Origin of the sequence: Paraburkholderia acidiphila, from assembly GCF_009789655.1 — a bacterium.
GTDB lineage: Bacteria > Pseudomonadota > Gammaproteobacteria > Burkholderiales > Burkholderiaceae > Paraburkholderia > Paraburkholderia acidiphila.
Genome location: NZ_CP046909.1, coordinates 1,910,687 through 1,925,475, shown reverse-complemented (window position 1 = coordinate 1,925,475; position 14,789 = coordinate 1,910,687). Strand labels below are relative to the sequence as shown.

At 65.6% G+C, this 14,789-nt stretch carries 16 protein-coding genes and 1 riboswitch; of the genes, 12 read left to right on the top strand and 4 right to left on the bottom strand.

The features are described 5' to 3' along the window. Nucleotides 1-44 precede the first annotated feature (44 nt). A complete protein-coding gene (locus tag FAZ97_RS08615; RefSeq protein ID WP_158758067.1) occupies nucleotides 45-1,049 on the bottom strand; it encodes an LLM class flavin-dependent oxidoreductase in 1,005 nt (334 codons plus the stop codon). Nucleotides 1,050-1,748: 699 nt separating this feature from the next. Here FAZ97_RS08615 and hpnI point away from each other — a divergent pair. The 6 genes from hpnI to FAZ97_RS08585 all read left to right on the top strand — a co-directional run bounded on the left by hpnI (nucleotide 1,749) and on the right by FAZ97_RS08585 (nucleotide 8,272). After that, the gene (gene hpnI, locus FAZ97_RS08610) at nucleotides 1,749-3,038 is read left to right on the top strand and encodes a bacteriohopanetetrol glucosamine biosynthesis glycosyltransferase HpnI (RefSeq protein ID WP_233271550.1); all 1,290 of its coding nucleotides are present in this window, start codon (nucleotides 1,749-1,751) and stop codon (nucleotides 3,036-3,038) included. A gap of 107 nt (nucleotides 3,039-3,145) precedes the next feature. Further along, nucleotides 3,146-4,567 carry a hopanoid biosynthesis associated radical SAM protein HpnJ gene (gene hpnJ / locus FAZ97_RS08605; protein WP_158758066.1) on the top strand — a complete coding sequence of 474 codons (1,422 nt, stop codon included), beginning with the start codon at nucleotides 3,146-3,148 and terminating at the stop codon, nucleotides 4,565-4,567. After that, nucleotides 4,567-5,466 (top strand): hopanoid biosynthesis-associated protein HpnK, encoded by a 900-nt coding sequence (gene hpnK / locus FAZ97_RS08600; RefSeq protein ID WP_158758065.1) that lies wholly within the window; start codon nucleotides 4,567-4,569, stop codon nucleotides 5,464-5,466. The genes hpnJ and hpnK overlap by 1 nt, the downstream gene beginning before the upstream one ends. Continuing rightward, nucleotides 5,463-6,545: a lysylphosphatidylglycerol synthase domain-containing protein gene (locus FAZ97_RS08595; protein WP_158758064.1), complete on the top strand. Its 1,083-nt coding sequence runs from the start codon at nucleotides 5,463-5,465 to the stop codon at nucleotides 6,543-6,545. Before hpnK ends, FAZ97_RS08595 begins: the two co-directional genes overlap by 4 nt. Nucleotides 6,546-6,627: 82 nt before the next feature. Then, nucleotides 6,628-7,209 carry a hypothetical protein gene (locus FAZ97_RS08590; RefSeq protein ID WP_158758063.1) on the top strand — a complete coding sequence of 194 codons (582 nt, stop codon included), beginning with the start codon at nucleotides 6,628-6,630 and terminating at the stop codon, nucleotides 7,207-7,209. Between the two features lie 34 nt (nucleotides 7,210-7,243). Then, nucleotides 7,244-8,272 carry a patatin-like phospholipase family protein gene (locus FAZ97_RS08585; RefSeq protein ID WP_158758062.1) on the top strand — a complete coding sequence of 343 codons (1,029 nt, stop codon included), beginning with the start codon at nucleotides 7,244-7,246 and terminating at the stop codon, nucleotides 8,270-8,272. 35 nt (nucleotides 8,273-8,307) lie between these two features. Here the strand turns inward: FAZ97_RS08585 and FAZ97_RS08580 are convergent, their stop codons facing one another. From FAZ97_RS08580 to FAZ97_RS08570, 3 genes are all read right to left on the bottom strand, one after another. Continuing rightward, on the bottom strand, nucleotides 8,308-8,646 hold the full coding sequence (locus FAZ97_RS08580) for a type II toxin-antitoxin system PemK/MazF family toxin (protein WP_158758061.1): 339 nt from the start codon (nucleotides 8,644-8,646) through the stop codon (nucleotides 8,308-8,310). 7 nt (nucleotides 8,647-8,653) lie between these two features. Further along, the gene (locus FAZ97_RS08575; protein WP_233271549.1) at nucleotides 8,654-8,998 is read right to left on the bottom strand and encodes an AbrB/MazE/SpoVT family DNA-binding domain-containing protein; all 345 of its coding nucleotides are present in this window, start codon (nucleotides 8,996-8,998) and stop codon (nucleotides 8,654-8,656) included. Between the two features lie 130 nt (nucleotides 8,999-9,128). Continuing rightward, nucleotides 9,129-9,749 (bottom strand): histidine phosphatase family protein, encoded by a 621-nt coding sequence (locus FAZ97_RS08570; protein WP_158758060.1) that lies wholly within the window; start codon nucleotides 9,747-9,749, stop codon nucleotides 9,129-9,131. Between the two features lie 42 nt (nucleotides 9,750-9,791). Beyond that, nucleotides 9,792-9,940: riboswitch (cobalamin riboswitch) on the top strand. Nucleotides 9,941-9,978: 38 nt separating this feature from the next. On the opposite strand from FAZ97_RS08570, the gene FAZ97_RS08565 reads away from it, so the two are divergent. The 6 genes from FAZ97_RS08565 to FAZ97_RS08540 all read left to right on the top strand — a co-directional run bounded on the left by FAZ97_RS08565 (nucleotide 9,979) and on the right by FAZ97_RS08540 (nucleotide 14,652). After that, complete coding sequence (locus tag FAZ97_RS08565; RefSeq protein ID WP_158758059.1) at nucleotides 9,979-10,197, top strand: CbtB domain-containing protein; 219 nt, start codon at nucleotides 9,979-9,981, stop codon at nucleotides 10,195-10,197. 13 nt (nucleotides 10,198-10,210) lie between these two features. Beyond that, nucleotides 10,211-10,963, top strand: coding sequence for a CbtA family protein (locus FAZ97_RS08560; protein WP_158758058.1), 753 nt, complete (start codon nucleotides 10,211-10,213; stop codon nucleotides 10,961-10,963). Between the two features lie 316 nt (nucleotides 10,964-11,279). Beyond that, the gene (locus tag FAZ97_RS08555) at nucleotides 11,280-11,969 is read left to right on the top strand and encodes an ABC transporter permease (protein ID WP_158758057.1); all 690 of its coding nucleotides are present in this window, start codon (nucleotides 11,280-11,282) and stop codon (nucleotides 11,967-11,969) included. A 13-nt stretch (nucleotides 11,970-11,982) separates the two neighbouring features. Further along, on the top strand, nucleotides 11,983-12,696 hold the full coding sequence (locus tag FAZ97_RS08550) for an ABC transporter permease (RefSeq protein ID WP_158758056.1): 714 nt from the start codon (nucleotides 11,983-11,985) through the stop codon (nucleotides 12,694-12,696). A 39-nt stretch (nucleotides 12,697-12,735) separates the two neighbouring features. After that, nucleotides 12,736-13,524 (top strand): ABC transporter ATP-binding protein, encoded by a 789-nt coding sequence (locus FAZ97_RS08545; protein ID WP_158758055.1) that lies wholly within the window; start codon nucleotides 12,736-12,738, stop codon nucleotides 13,522-13,524. Nucleotides 13,525-13,680: 156 nt separating this feature from the next. Next, nucleotides 13,681-14,652, top strand: a complete 972-nt coding sequence (locus FAZ97_RS08540) for a GlxA family transcriptional regulator (protein WP_233271670.1) — start codon at nucleotides 13,681-13,683, stop codon at nucleotides 14,650-14,652. The last annotated feature ends 137 nt before the right edge of the window (nucleotides 14,653-14,789 follow it).

The window sequence follows — 14,789 nt, the reverse complement described above, 5'->3', positions numbered from 1 at the left end:
GACGCATTGGCATCGCGAGGCGTGAGGCACGCCTCGCGCCCGGGTTACCGTCCGGCGGCGGCTTCCTTCAGTTCGTCGCGGGCCTGTGCCGCCATCTCGAACGAACGCAGGCGCGCAGCGTGGTCGTAGATCTGCGCGGTGACGATGAGTTCGTCCGCGCCGGTCTGCTCGATCACGGAGGCGAGGCCCGCGCGCACGGTCTCCTGGTCGCCCACCACGGAGCAGGCCAGCGAATGCGACACGCCGGCCAGTTCGAACTCGTTCGCCGCGATCTGCTCGACCGGCGGCGGCAACTGTCCCGGCGTGCCGCGCCGCAGATTCACGAACTGCTGCTGCAGCGAGGTGAAGAGAAAGCGCGCTTCTTCATTCGTCGGCGCGCCGAACACGTTCACGCCGACCATCGCATGGGGCCGTGCGAGCACAGCCGACGCACGGAACTGCGAACGATAAAGGCGCAGCGCCGTGAGCAGATGGTCGGGCGCGAAGTGCGAGGCGAACGCGAACGGCAGGCCCATGGCCGCTGCGAGTTGTGCGCCATACAGGCTCGAGCCGAGGATATAGAGCGGCACGTTGAGTCCCGCGCCCGGTACGGCGCGCACACGTTGGCCTTCCACGGGTGCGGCGAAATAGCGCTGCAGTTCGGCCACGTCGTCGGGGAAGCTGTCGGCGCTGCCTTGCAGGTCGCGGCGCAGCGCGCGCGCCGTGGTCTGGTCGGTGCCGGGCGCGCGCCCGAGGCCGAGGTCGATGCGGCCCGGGTAGAGCGCTTCGAGCGTGCCGAACTGCTCGGCAATCACGAGCGGAGCGTGGTTCGGCAGCATGATCCCGCCCGAGCCCACGCGGATGGTTTGCGTGCCGCCCGCCACGTGGCCGATCACCACCGAAGTCGCCGCGCTCGCGATGCCCGTCATGTTGTGATGCTCGGCCAGCCAGAAACGGTGGTAGCCGAGGCGTTCGGCATGCCGGGCGAGATCGAGCGTGTTTTGCAGGGCGACGCCGGCATGGGAGCCCGCGGGGATGGGCGAGAGATCGAGTATGGAGAATCGGGTCATGGATTAGCCTGAACCTGGTATAGGAAGCGCGACGCGCGCGGTGCGCCGGTTTCTCGACGCGCGGCCGCAAGGCAGTCGCAAGGTGCGGCCATTGTGCCAAAGCACTTTCGTTCGTGCTGGAGGCCTTCAGGAACCCATGCCGCCGGCGTGGGTTCAGACATGTCCGATTGCTTTAAACGCCCAATCGATTTGAATATTAACGAGAATTACTCTTGTTTAAATGAATAAGCGCTTTTTAATTCAGTTTTATTAAAGAATCATTTCTATAGGCTTACCGACTTTTTTCGGAACGAAAAAACTCTGGAAGGCGGCTGTGTAATCGCTGAAATAGTTACGCTTTTGCAGCTTTCGCAACGCATTTTCCCGTGTCCGTCAGAAGCAGCCGACAGAGCTTGCTGATACAATTTTCGGCGTCGAATCGGGGATCGACCATATCAAGTCGTTTCATGCGATGGTTTTATCTCCATTCGTTGTGAGTTCAATTGCCTTGCATCATGCAAACCGACATCAATTGTTCGGTTTCTAGCCTTCAATTTGTAATGCGGCTACGATGCGCAGTTTATTTCTGGATTATCAGGGCAGGGAAATGGTACGTGGTGAAACGCGAATTCCGGTCGGGGCAGTGCAGGAGCTTCACCCCTTGCGCGCGGCCGGCGGCGAGCGCGGGTTGCCCCACGTAACCCGGCAAGGCGGCGCGTCATGACGCTGTCGCAGGTGTTCGCCATGCCCGCGCCCTGGCCCGTGCTTGTCTGGGGCGTGGTCGCGCTGTGCAGCGTCGCCGCTTTCTACGGCCTCGTCGCCGCGCTCACGATGCCGCGCCTCGGTTCCGCCGCGCTGGTGCGCGAAGCCGCGCGCCGCGCGCGCCGTGCGCAGCCGCAGCCCGCAAGCGTGCTCAAGCCCTTGTGCGGCGCCGAGCCGCGCCTCTACGAAAATCTCGCGACCTTCTGCGAGCAGCGGCATCCGCGTTTTCAGCTGCTGTTCGGCGTGTCCTCGCCGGCGGATCCGGCCATCGCCGTCGTGCGCAGGCTGCAGGCGGCTTACCCGGGCCATGACATCGAGCTCGTGATCGACCCGCGCGTGCACGGCAGCAATCTCAAGGTGAGCAACCTCATCAATCTGGCGGCGCGCGCGCGTTACGACGCGATCGTCGTAGCGGACAGCGATATCGCCGTCGAACCCGACTATCTGGAGATCGTCACCGCGCCGCTGGCCGACCCCGACGTAGGCGTCGTGACTTGCCTTTACAGCGCCCGCAGCATCGGCGGCTTCTGGCCGCGCGTGGGCGCACTCTTCATCAACGAGTGGTTCGCGCCCTCGGTGCGTGTGGCGCACTCCACGGGCTCGCGCGCGTTCGGCTTTGGCGCGACGCTCGCGCTTTCCCGCGCGACGCTCGAGCGCATTGGCGGCTTCGCCGCGCTCAAGGACTGCCTCGCCGACGACTATCTGCTCGCCCGTTACGCGCGCGATCACGGCCTCGCCACGGTGCTCGCGCCAGTCGTGGTGGCCACCGACGTGATCGAGCCGACCTTCGGCTCGCTCTGGCTGCGCGAGACGCGCTGGCTGCGCACCATCCGCTCGGTGAATCCGGCGGGGTTCGCTTCACTGTTCATTACGTTTGCCACGCCGTGGCTGGTGCTGGGCACGGTGTTTTACGGCCTGCTCGCGGCTGGGGCGGGCATCGGCGCGTGCGCAACGACGCGCGCGGCGCTGGCCTCGCTCGCCACGGCCACGATGGCGGGTATCATTGCGCGTTTGATACTGCACGCGCGCGCGAGCGGAAGCTGGCGCGCGTTCTGGCGCGATTTGCCGCTCGTGCCGTTGCGCGACGTGCTGCTGGCCCTGCAGTGGCTTTCCGCCGCGTTCGGCTCACACGTGATCTGGCGCGGCGTACGCGTGAGCGTTGCGAACCCCGAGGCCGAAGCGCCCTCCGCCATGGCCGCGCGCGCGCGCGGGCAGCGGCCTGCCGTAGAAGGATCGGACGCTCGTTGAGCGCGCCGCTCCCATACCGGCGCTTTATGGCCGCTTGATATCCGCTTGAACTGAATGTCACCTCAATCATCACCCGACACCCCCCGGGTACCCGGAGCACTCATCGTATGAAAACGCTGTTTCTGCAGGCCCCGTCGTATGACGGCTTCGACGGTGGCGCGGGCTCGCGCTACCAGGCAAAGCGCGAGATCCGCTCGTTCTGGTATCCCACGTGGCTTGCGCAGCCCGCGGCCCTCGTGCCCGACAGCCGCGTGCTCGACGCGCCGGCCGACGGCATTGGCGTGGAAGCCACGCTGAAGATCGCGATGGACTACGACCTCGTGATCATCCATACGAGCACGCCGTCGTTCCCGACCGACGCGCTCTTCGCCGAGGACCTGAAAAAGCGCAAGCCGTCGCTCATCGTCGGCATGGTCGGCGCGAAGGTGATGGTCGATCCGCACAACTCGCTCACGGCGACCGAGGCGATCGACTTCGTCTGCCGCGAGGAATTCGACTATACGTGCAAGGAAATCGCCGAAGGCCGTCCGTTCCCCGAGATCAAGGGCCTGAGCTGGCGCGCGAAGGACGGCTCGATCGAGCACAACGAAGCGCGGCCGATCCTCGAGAACATGGACGAGCTGCCGTTCGTCGCGCCCATCTACAAGCGCGACCTGAAGATCGACAACTACTTCATCGGCTATCTGAACTACCCGTACGTGTCGATCTATACGGGCCGCGGCTGCAAGTCGCGCTGCACGTTCTGCCTGTGGCCGCAGACGGTGAGCGGCCACCGCTACCGCACGCGCTCGGTCGAGAACGTGCTGGCGGAGGCGAAGTGGATCCGCGACAACATGCCCGAAGTCAAGGAGCTGATGTTCGACGACGACACCTTCACCGACGACCTGCCGCGCGCCGAAGCGATTGCGATCGGTCTTGGCAAGCTCGGCATGACGTGGTCGTGCAACGCGAAGGCGAACGTGCCGTACAAGACGCTGAAGGTGATGAAGGAGAACGGCCTGCGTCTGCTGCTCGTGGGCTTCGAGTCGGGCGACGACCAGATTCTCGTGAACATCAAGAAGGGCGTGCGCACGGACTTCGCGCGCCGCTTCAGCGCCGACTGCAAGAATCTTGGCATCAAGATTCACGGCACCTTCATTCTGGGGCTGCCGGGCGAGACGCAGGACACGATCAGGAAGACGATCGAGTACGCGAAGGAAATCAATCCGCACACGATTCAGGTGTCGCTGGCCGCGCCGTATCCGGGCACGACGCTGTACAAGCAGGCGGTGGAAAACGGCTGGATGGAAGAGAACAAGACGATCAACCTGGTGAGCAAGGAAGGCGTGCAGCTGGCGGCGATCGGCTATCCGAACCTGCCGCGCGAGGAGATCTATCACCACCTGGAGCAGTTCTATCGCCAGTTCTATTTCCGGCCTTCGAAGATCTGGGAGATCGTGCGCGAGATGCTCACGAGCTGGGACATGATGAAGCGGCGTCTGCGCGAAGGCGTGGAGTTCTTCCGCTTCCTGCGCGCGCACGAGGCATGATGGACCGCGCGTCCCGCGATGCTCGCGCGGTTATCTTCACCGCCGACGACTTTGGCCTGCACGAGCGGGTCAATGCGGCGGTGGAGCGCGCGCATCGCGAGGGCGTGCTTGACTGCGCGAGCTTGATGGTGGCCGCGCCTGCAGCAGAAGATGCCGTAGCGCGTGCGCGGCGTACGCCAGGCCTGCGTGTCGGATTGCATCTGGTGCTGGCGGACGGCGCGGCGATGCTGCCGCGCGCGCAGATCCCCGCGCTCGTCGATGAGCAAGGGCGTTTTGGCGACAACATGGTTCGCGACGGCGTGCGTTTCTTCTTTCTGCCGCATGTACGCAAGCAGCTCGTGAAGGAAATACGCGCGCAGTTCGAGGCGTTCGCGGCGACGGGGCTCGCGCTCGATCACGTGAACACGCACAAGCATTTTCATCTGCATCCCACGGTGCTTTCGCTGATCCTCGAGATCGGCCGCGACTATGGCTTGCGCGCGATGCGTCTACCGCTCGAGGCGGGCGCTCCGATCGCGCTGAAGCCCTGGCTTGCGCTCGTGCGCGCGCGTCTTGCTCGCGCGGGCATCGCGCACAACGACTACGTGGTCGGTATCGCAAAGACGGGCGCCATGGACGAGGCCGCCGTGCTCGACGCGCTCGCGCATCTGCCCGCACAGGGCGTGGGCGAGATCTATTGCCACCCGGCGCTTGCCGATGAAGCGCACGAAGGTCCCATCACGCCGTCGATGCAAACGTACCGCCATGCCGACGAATTCGGCGCACTGATCTCGCCGCGCGTGGCCGCAGCGCTCGCACAGGCGGGCGTGCGCCGCGGCGGCTTTACCGACGTGTTTTTCGGCGCGCCTTCGGGCGCAGGCCCCGCCGCGTCACATGGCGCCGAGGTGCAGGCGTCATGAAGTGGCTGCAATGGCTGGGCCTGCCGGTCGGGATCGCCATCCTGATCGGTCTCGTTGTCCATAACGGCGCGCACGACGTGCTGCGCGTGATCGGCACCGCAGGCCCCATGCTGCTCTGGCTCGTGCCATTCCATGCGCTGCCGCTTCTGCTCGACGCGCACGCGTGGCGCCTCCTGCTCGACAAGCGCGCGCCGCTCAGCTTCCTCTGGTGGACCGCGACCGTGCGCGAGGCCGTGAACCGGCTGTTGCCCGTGGTGGGGGTAGGCGGCGAACTCGTCGGCATTCGCCTCGCGCGCTGGAAGGTGCGCAATGCGAGCGAGGTCACGGCTTCGGTGATCGTCGAGGTGTTCGTGACGATCGCCGTGCAATATGCGTTCTCGGCGCTCGGCGTCGTGCTGATCGTTGCGGCGACTGGCGACGGCGGGTCGCTGCGCACCATCGTCACGATCGCACTCGCGCTCGTGCTCTCGGCGCCGTTGCCCGTGCTCGCTGTGTTCCTGCTGCGTCGCGGCGGTGTGTTTCATGCAATCGAGCGGTGGGCCGCGCGCCTGCTCGGCACGGACAATCCGCTCATGCTCGGCCTCGACGGCAAGCAGCTCGACGCCGATCTCGACACGCTGATGTCGCGCACCGGCCTCATGTTTCGCGCCTTCTTCTGGCAGCTCGCCGGCTACATGCTCGGCGCGTTCGAGACGTGGTGGGCGCTCGCGCTGCTCGGCCATCCGGTCTCGGTGGGCGATGCGCTCGCCATCGAGGCCATCACCCAGGCCGTGCGCCATGCCGCTTTCATGGTGCCTGCGGGCCTCGGCGTGCAGGAAGTCGCCGTGGTGCTGCTCGCGCAGCTTTTTGGCGTGAGCCAGGAAGTGGCGTTCTCGCTCGCGCTCGTCAAGCGCATGCGCGAAGTGGTGTTCGGCGTGCTCGCGCTGATAACCTGGCAAGCCGCGGAAATCGTTCGCGCGCGTCGCGTATTGCGCCAGGGTCCGCTGTCCGCAGAGGCGCTGGCCGCCGTGGCGCAGGTTTCCGCGTCCGCGCACACCGGCCGCCCGAAGCGGGGCTCACAGCACGATCAGGTCCATTGACGGTACATTGTGGGCATGTCGGCGCGCATCGGTTCCGCGGGTGCGCGTAGACGCAAGCCCATGCTGATGCGTTAGCAAGGACATGAAGCTCACGTTTTCACTCACGCGTTCGTTCGCGCTCGCGTGCGCCGCCACGGCGGCGTTCACGCTCTCCGGCTGCGACGATCGCCAGTTCGATACCATGCTCGACACCATCCGGCAGGGATTCAAGGCGTTCTTCGATTCCGTGAAGCCCGACGCACTGCTGCTCAAGGGCCTCACGCCCGGCGTTTCCACGCTCGATCAGGTGCGCGAGCAAATGGGCAAGCCCGAAACCGAGCGCGTATTCGACGACGGGTCGCGCCGCCTCGAATATCCGCGCGGTCCGCAGGGCCTCAAGACCTGGATGGTCGACTTCGGCCCGAACGGCCGGCTCGTGGCGATTACCCAGGCGCTTACGGCGGAAAACTTCGCGAAGATCCGCGTCGGCATGAGCGAGGACGAGGTGCGGCGCCTGCTTGGGAAGCCGGGGCAGGTGGCCGGCTACCGCTTGAAGAAGGAGACGGTGTGGAGCTGGAAGTGGCTGGAGGGGGGCGTGACGCCCGAAGCGTATTTCAACGTGCATTTCGGACCGGACGGGCGGGTCACGACGACCTCGCGCTCGGACGTGATCCGCGGGCGCTGACTCGGTTGACGCTCGATTACGCAAGGAGGCGCGCATGATGAACCGGCGACGGCCCAAGCGGGTGGGGCTCGTGCTCGGCGGGGGCGCAGCGCGCGGCTGGGCGCATATTGGCGCGATTCGCGCGCTCGAAGAGGCGGGTATCAAGCCCGACGTGGTGTGCGGCACGTCGATCGGCGCGCTGGTTGGCGCCGTATACGCGAACGGCGATCTCGACTGGCTCGAGAACTGGGTGGGCAAGCTCACCTGGCAGACCGTGGTGCGCCTGCTCGACTTGCGTTTTTCGGGCGGCCTGCTCGGCGGACGTAAGGTGATCGACCTTTTTGCGCACCAGTTCAACGGCCGCTCGATTGATGACTTGAAGCTGCCGTTTACGGCGGTCGCTACGGAACTCGACACGGGTCGCGAGGTCTGGCTGCGCGAAGGCGGCGTGGTGGACGCCGTGCGCGCGTCGATTGCGATCCCTGGCATTTTCACGCCGATCTGGCATGACGGTGTCTGGCTCGTCGACGGCGGGCTGAGCAACCCGGTGCCGGTGTCCGCCGCGCGCGCGATGCGTGCCGACACCGTGATCGCCATCGACCTCAATCACGACATTCTCAACGGCCGCGACCTGGGCGGCGCGATCGACACGATGCCGCGGGAATTGCCCGTGGAGCCGAGCGACGCGGCGACGGCGGCAGCGGCGGCCAGTCATGGAGCGAATGGCGCTGAAAGCACCGAAGCGGCGCCTGAACCGCTTCTGCGCCGCAACGGCAAGCGTTTCCCGCGCTGGCTGCAGCCGGCCGGTCCTGGCGCGGCGGGCGGCCCCGACGTGCGCGTGGCGCCGCCGCCTAGCACGCGCGTGCCCTCCGTGCTGAGTTCGGTGGCCCAGAGCATCGACATCATGCAGGTGCGCATTACGCGCAGCCGCCTTGCAGGCGAACCTGCCGATGTGCTGATCCAGCCGCGCCTGGGCGGCATGGGGATCTTCGACTTTCACCGCGCCGGGCCCGCCATGGAAGAAGGGCGCGCAGCTGTGCAGTACATGATGCCGGCCATCAAGGCGCAACTGGGACTGGACTAGGGCGCTTCTGCTTCTTTCCGGGAACGCGCTCCCGCCTATAGATCCAGAATGCCGGCGACGGCGAACTTCGCCGCCTCCAGTTCCTCGGCGCTCGCCGCTTCCCCTTTGTGCCGCCAGACCCTGCCCGCCAGCGAAAGCGTCGTCACCTGGTCGGCCATCGCGACGCATGGCCTGGTTAGGCCGCTGATCGGGATTTCAGATTCCCACCCGTGAATCGTGCTGGTGATGGGCAGCCCGACGAAGCGGGTTGTGAGTGCGTTGAACTCCGCGTCGGTGAGGACGAGGACAGGACGATAGTCGTCCTGCTCGCTGCCTGCGCCCGGCCCGATATTGAGCCAGAGGATGTCGCCTGCGTCTGGTGTGCCGTTCTTCATGCGTTCCTTACCATGGGTCGAAACGCGTGGGGTCATCGGGTCCGCCGATTTCGGTCCCTTGCGGCTGGCCGAAGTCGATGAGCGGGTGCGGCTCGAGCTTCCTCTCGCGCAACTGCTGCAAATAGCGCTCGCGCGAGAAGCGCCGGATCGCCGTATGCGGGCGAACCGTGAGCGAACCATCTTCGACTTCCACCTCGACTTCCTGCCCTTCCGCCAACGCCAGTTTGCTGGCAAGGCTGGCCGGAATGCGCACCGCAAGGCTGTTTCCCCAACGCTTCAGGGTTTGTATCGCCATTTCGTCCTCGTACTGAATTAGCCGACTGGCCAATAACGTATTGAGTTTGATGTCCATACCTGATCGTGGTGTATCTACGTGGTTGATACATCACGGATGCTAGGCTTCGAGTTCGTGTGTGTCAACGCGTTGATACACGCGATGTTTGCGGCGCAGGTACATAGATCAAGGGATGCCGTTCCTGGCCTCAGTCCATCGCCGCGAGCCACACCCAGCCGTGCGGGGTGTGGCGTAGCGCTGCCACGGAAAGCGGCGCGATTTCGATCGAGCGGAAACCCGACGACGGCGCGCCCAGCGCGTAAAGAATCGCCGCGCGCATCACGCTCGCATGCGTGAAGGCGATCACGTCGGGCCCGGTGCCGGGAATGGCGTCGAGCCAGGCGCTCACGCGCGCGCGGACATCGTCGAACGATTCGCCGCCGCCCGGCGGCCGGAAAGCGGGCTCGCGTGTCCACGCAGCCAGGGCTTCGGGCGCTTCCTGGGCAAGATCCGTCAGGCGCCTGCCTTGCCACGCGCCGAAGGCCGTGTCGGCGAGTGCGCCGATTGGCGTTGCCCCGGCGAAGCCGGCCGCGTGTGCGCTCGCTCGCGCGATCGCCGCAGGACTAGTGAGCGTGCGCAGCGCTGCGCCATGATGCTCGCCGCCGGCCAGTCGCGCGTGCCAGCGCTCGCGCCATGCGGCAAGCGCGTCGCGCGCGCGGGCGTCGAGCGCTTCTTCGGCGTCATCGCTTGCTACAGGCGCTTGCGGGAACGTTCCCGAGCGCAGCGCGGCGTTCGCCGCATGACTGACCAGCCAGACGGTCGTCGGCATGCTTTTCCTTACGCATCAAATCCCTGTGGCTGACATCCGGTCCGCGGTCAGCCTTCGCAGCGCGTAGAATACAGGCTCCACGACACGCGGAAGCCGGTGCAAGTCCGGCGCGGTCGCGCCACTGTAACTGGTTGCCGTCGATTGAATCGGAGCAACGGGAGTCAGACCTGCGCGTCGTGAACCACTCTTTCAACGACCAGCGGGGCGCGTTACCCCAGGAGAAGTCAGCATGTCCGAAACCTCATTCCCCTTGCAGCACGCACCGGCCGCGCCGGCGCCCATTCCGCTGCGCGAGATCCTGCCCTGGGCGATCTTCGTCGGCCTCATGCTGCTGCTGGCCCTGTACTTCGTGGGCGCCGAGGAAGGCGCGACCTCGATCGTTCCGGGCATGTACGTCCACGAATTCGTTCACGACGGCCGCCATCTGCTCGGCTTTCCCTGCCACTGACCGGGAACTGAACATGGTTGGCAAGTTGCTGGTACGCGGCATGCTCGCAGGCATCGCCGCCGGACTTCTCACGTTCGGTTTCGCGAAGATCGCGGGCGAGCCCCAGGTCGATCAGGCGATTTCCTTCGAGGAAAAGCTCGACGCCGCGAAGGGTGAGGCACCCGAGCCCGAAATCGTGAGCCGCAAGACCCAGGCGAGCATCGGGCTCTTCACGGGCGTGATGGTCTATGGCGCGTCGATCGGCGGGCTCTTTGCGCTCGTTTTCGCGTATGCCAATGGTCGCGTGGGGCGTCTTTCGCCGCGCGCGTTGTCGGCGTGGCTTGCGCTCGCCGCGTTCGTCGCGATCTACATGGTGCCGAGTATCAAATATCCGGCGAATCCGCCCTCGATCGGCGATCCGGAGACGATCGGCTATCGCACCGGGCTCTTCTTCCTGATGATCGCGATCTCGATCGCCGTGTCGGTGTTCTCGCTCAAGGTGCGCGCCGCTTTGGTGCCGCGTCTTGGCGTCTGGAATGCGTCGATCATGGCGCTCGTGCTGTTCGTCGTCGTCATCGGCGCGATCCAGCTTGCGCTGCCGACGATCAACGAGGTGCCCGCCGCCTTCCCGGCCGTGCTGCTGTGGAAGTTCCGCACGGTGTCGATCGGCATGCAGGTCATCCTCTGGACGACGATCGGGCTGCTGTTCGGCGCGCTCGCTGAAAAGTTGATTGGCGCGAACGCCCGTGCGCTCGGCGCGCGCGGCACGCAAACGCGCGCCGCATAAGCCCTGCAGGGCCGCAGGGCGCACGCCGCGCGCCTATCGAAAAAGCGACCCTAAACTTGCGTAAATGCCCCGCACGCCCCGCGTGCCGGGGCATTTTTTTTCACCTTTCAAAAGCATCGGGCCCGCGGCAGCGCGGGCCCGATCCGCGCGTGTCCCTGCGTCACACCGCAATGTTGCACTGCAATATCCGCGCTACGCTGGTTTGAGCAATCCATTTTGCACTGAGACGATCCGCGCCAGTTCATCGGTTTCGGCGGCGCTCACAGGCCGCGCGAGGCCGCCCGAAACGACAAAACGACTTGATCCGGAGACGCGCGTGATCCTTTACGGCTTTGGCCCGGTGCTGCTCGCCGGCACGATCCAGACCATCGAACTTTCGCTGCTCTCGCTCGGCGTGGCTGTCCTGCTGGGACTCGCCGGCGCGGCGGCCAAGCTCTCGTTCAACCGGCCGCTCGCAGCGGTGGCGACCGCTTACACGACGTTGATCCGCTCGGTGCCCGACCTCGTGCTGATGCTGCTGCTCTTCTACAGCATTCAGATCGGCGTGAACGAGGCCACCGACGCGCTCGGCATGGCGCAGATCGACATCGATCCGTTCGTGGCCGGCGTTGTCACGCTCGGCTTCATCTACGGCGCGTACTTCACCGAAACCTTTCGCGGCGCGTTTCTCGCCGTGCCGCGCGGCCAGCTCGAAGCGGGCCACGCCTACGGCATGAGCGGCGCGCGCGTGTTCGCCCGCATCCTCTTTCCGCAGATGATGCGTTTCGCGCTGCCCGGCATCGGCAACAACTGGCAGGTGCTCGTGAAAGCGACGGCGCTCGTCTCGATCATCGGTCTCGCCGATGTCGTGAAGGCCGCCCAGGACGCGGGCCGCAGCACCTTCAACCTGTTCTTCTTCCTCGTGATCGCGGCGCTCATCTATCTCGCGATCACCACGCTCTCGAACTTCGCGCTCATCTGGCTCGAACGCCGCTATTCGGTGGGCGTGCGTCACGCGCAACTCTGAGGACCAGGCCGCCATGAACGAAATCATTCAGCAATTTGGCCGCGCGTTTCTCTACTGGGACGGCGAACATGTATCGGGCCTCGCGATGACGCTGTGGCTGCTCGTCATCTCTGTGGCTTTCGGCTTCGTGTGCGCGGTGCCGCTCGCCGTCGCGCGCGTGTCGAGCCGCCGCTGGCTTTCGCTGCCGGTGCGCTTTTACACCTACGTGTTTCGCGGCACGCCGCTTTATGTGCAGTTGCTGCTCATCTACACGGGCGTGTACAGTCTCGCGTTCATCCGTTCGGAGCCACTGCTCGACGCGTTCTTTCGCAGCGGCCTGAACTGCGCGGTGCTCGCATTCGCGCTGAACACCTGCGCGTACACGACGGAGATTTTCGCGGGCGCGATTCGCGCCACTTCGCACGGCGAAGTGGAAGCGGCGCGCGCCTACGGCATGAGCCCGTTCACGATGTACTGGCGCGTGATCCTGCCTTCGGCGCTGCGCCGCGCGCTGCCGCTGTACAGTAACGAAGTGATCCTGATGCTGCACGCGACCACGGTGGCCTTCACCGCGACGGTGCCCGACATCCTCAAGGTCGCGCGCGACGCCAACTCGGCCACCTACCGCTCGTTCGAGTCGTTCGGCCTCGCAGCGCTGATCTACTGTGCGGTATCGTTCGTGCTGGTGGCCGCGTTCCGCCGCGCCGAAAAACGCTGGCTCGGCCATCTCGCCGTGCGCACCCGCTGAATCACCGGATCACCGGAACCTCGGAAACTGGAGACCATCTTGGCTCAGACGCAATCCTCAGATAGCAAGCTCGTCGCGCGCGACATCCACAAGCGCTACGGCGACAACGAGGTGCTCAAAGGCGTCTCGCTCGACGCGAAGAAGGGCGACGTGATCAGCATCATCGGCGCGAGCGGCTCGGGCAAGAGCACGTTCCTGCGCTGCATCAATTTCCTCGAGAAGCCGAACGCGGGCGAGATCGTCGTGGACGGCGAGGCCGTGCGCACGAAGGCGGGCCGCAACGGCGACCTGGACGTAGCCGACCACAAGCAACTGCAGCGCATCCGCACCAAGCTTGCGATGGTGTTCCAGCACTTCAATCTGTGGTCGCACATGAACGTGCTCGAAAACGTGATGGAAGCGCCTTTGCACGTGCTGGGCGTGCCGCGCAAGGAAGCCGAGGAGCGCGCGCGGGAGTATCTGGAGAAAGTGGGTCTCGCGCCGCGCGTGGAGAAGCAATATCCCTCGCATCTTTCGGGCGGCCAGCAGCAGCGCGTCGCGATTGCGCGCGCGCTTGCCATGCATCCCGACGTGATGCTGTTCGACGAGCCGACGTCGGCGCTCGATCCCGAACTCGTGGGCGAAGTGCTCAAAGTGATGCAAAAGCTCGCCGAAGAAGGCCGCACGATGATCGTCGTGACGCACGAAATGGGCTTTGCGCGCAACGTCTCGAATCATGTGATGTTCCTGCACCAGGGACGCACGGAGGAAGAGGGCGCGCCCGCGGATGTGCTCGGCGCGCCGAAGAGCGATCGTCTGCGCCAGTTCCTCTCGGGCAGTCTCAAGTAAGCGGCGCGTTTCGTCCCGCGCCTCATCTTGCCGATGGTCCGTTCCACCGCTCTTCCTCCCGCTTCTGCTCCTGCCGCCGCGCCCGGTGGCCAGGCGCCGCTCGCGCGCGCCGGCCGCACCACCCAGGTCGCGATCGTCGCACTCCCGCCCGTTTCGATGTCGGGCGTGGGCCCGATCGTCGATGCGCTCAATCTTGCCAACGAAATTGACGGCCGCGCGCTGTACCGCTGGCAGATGTGCTCGTGGAACGGCCGTCCCGTGCCGCTGGCGGGCGGCGCGCAATGGCCCGCCGACTGTGCGTTCGGCGACGCCGTGTCGTGCGACTGGCTCATCGTCGTGACCGAGCGCTATCAGCAGTTCGCCGACTATCGCCTCTTTCTCGCAAGCCTTGCGCGCGTGGGGCAGCGTACGCCGCTCGTCACGGGTATTCACCACGGCATCTGGTGGCTCGCGATGGCTGGACAGTTGCAGGGCTACCGTGTGGCCGCGAACTGGGAGACGTTCCAGCAGTTTGCCGAGCAGTTCGAGCGCACCATCGTCACGCAGCACATCTACGAAATCGACCGCGACCGCGCGACCTGCGCCGGTGGCCAGGCCACGCTCGACTTCATGCTCGCGATGATCGGCCGCGACCACGGCCCGGAACTCGCCGAACGCATTGCCGACGCACTGGGCGCAAGCACGCTGCGCAGCGGCGACGAGCGCCAGCGCATTCCGTTCGTGACCGCGCCGGGCGAGCGGCACCCGCGCCTGAACGACGCGCTCAAGCTGATGGAAGCGAACATAGAGGATCCGCTCACGACCGACGAGATCGCGAATCTAGTGGGCGTTTCGCGGCGCCAGCTCGAGCGGCTCTTTCGCCAGTACCTTGGCGCGATGCCTTCCAAGTACTACCTGGGCCTGCGTCTTGCCAAGGCGCGCTCGCAGTTGCAGCGCACGAGCAAGTCGGTGGTGCAGATCAGTCTTGCGTGCGGTTTTTCTTCGGCGGCGCATTTTTCGAATGCGTACCGCGAGCGCTTCGGTGTGACGCCGCGCGAGGACCGCCGCAACTGGATCGAGCGCCAGCACGGCGGGGCCGCCGCCGAGCCGCGCGCGGGCGCGCTCGTCGAGCCGCCGGAAGTTCAGTAACCGTGGCCGCGGCGCGGCAAGCGTGCGGAACTTGCAGGTTCAGTACGAAAAAACGCGTCGCGCCTGCGCAAGACGTTTGCGCGCCGCTTGCCTACACTCCCTTGTATTGCCGCCAGGGGCATGGCCCCGACGCCTAT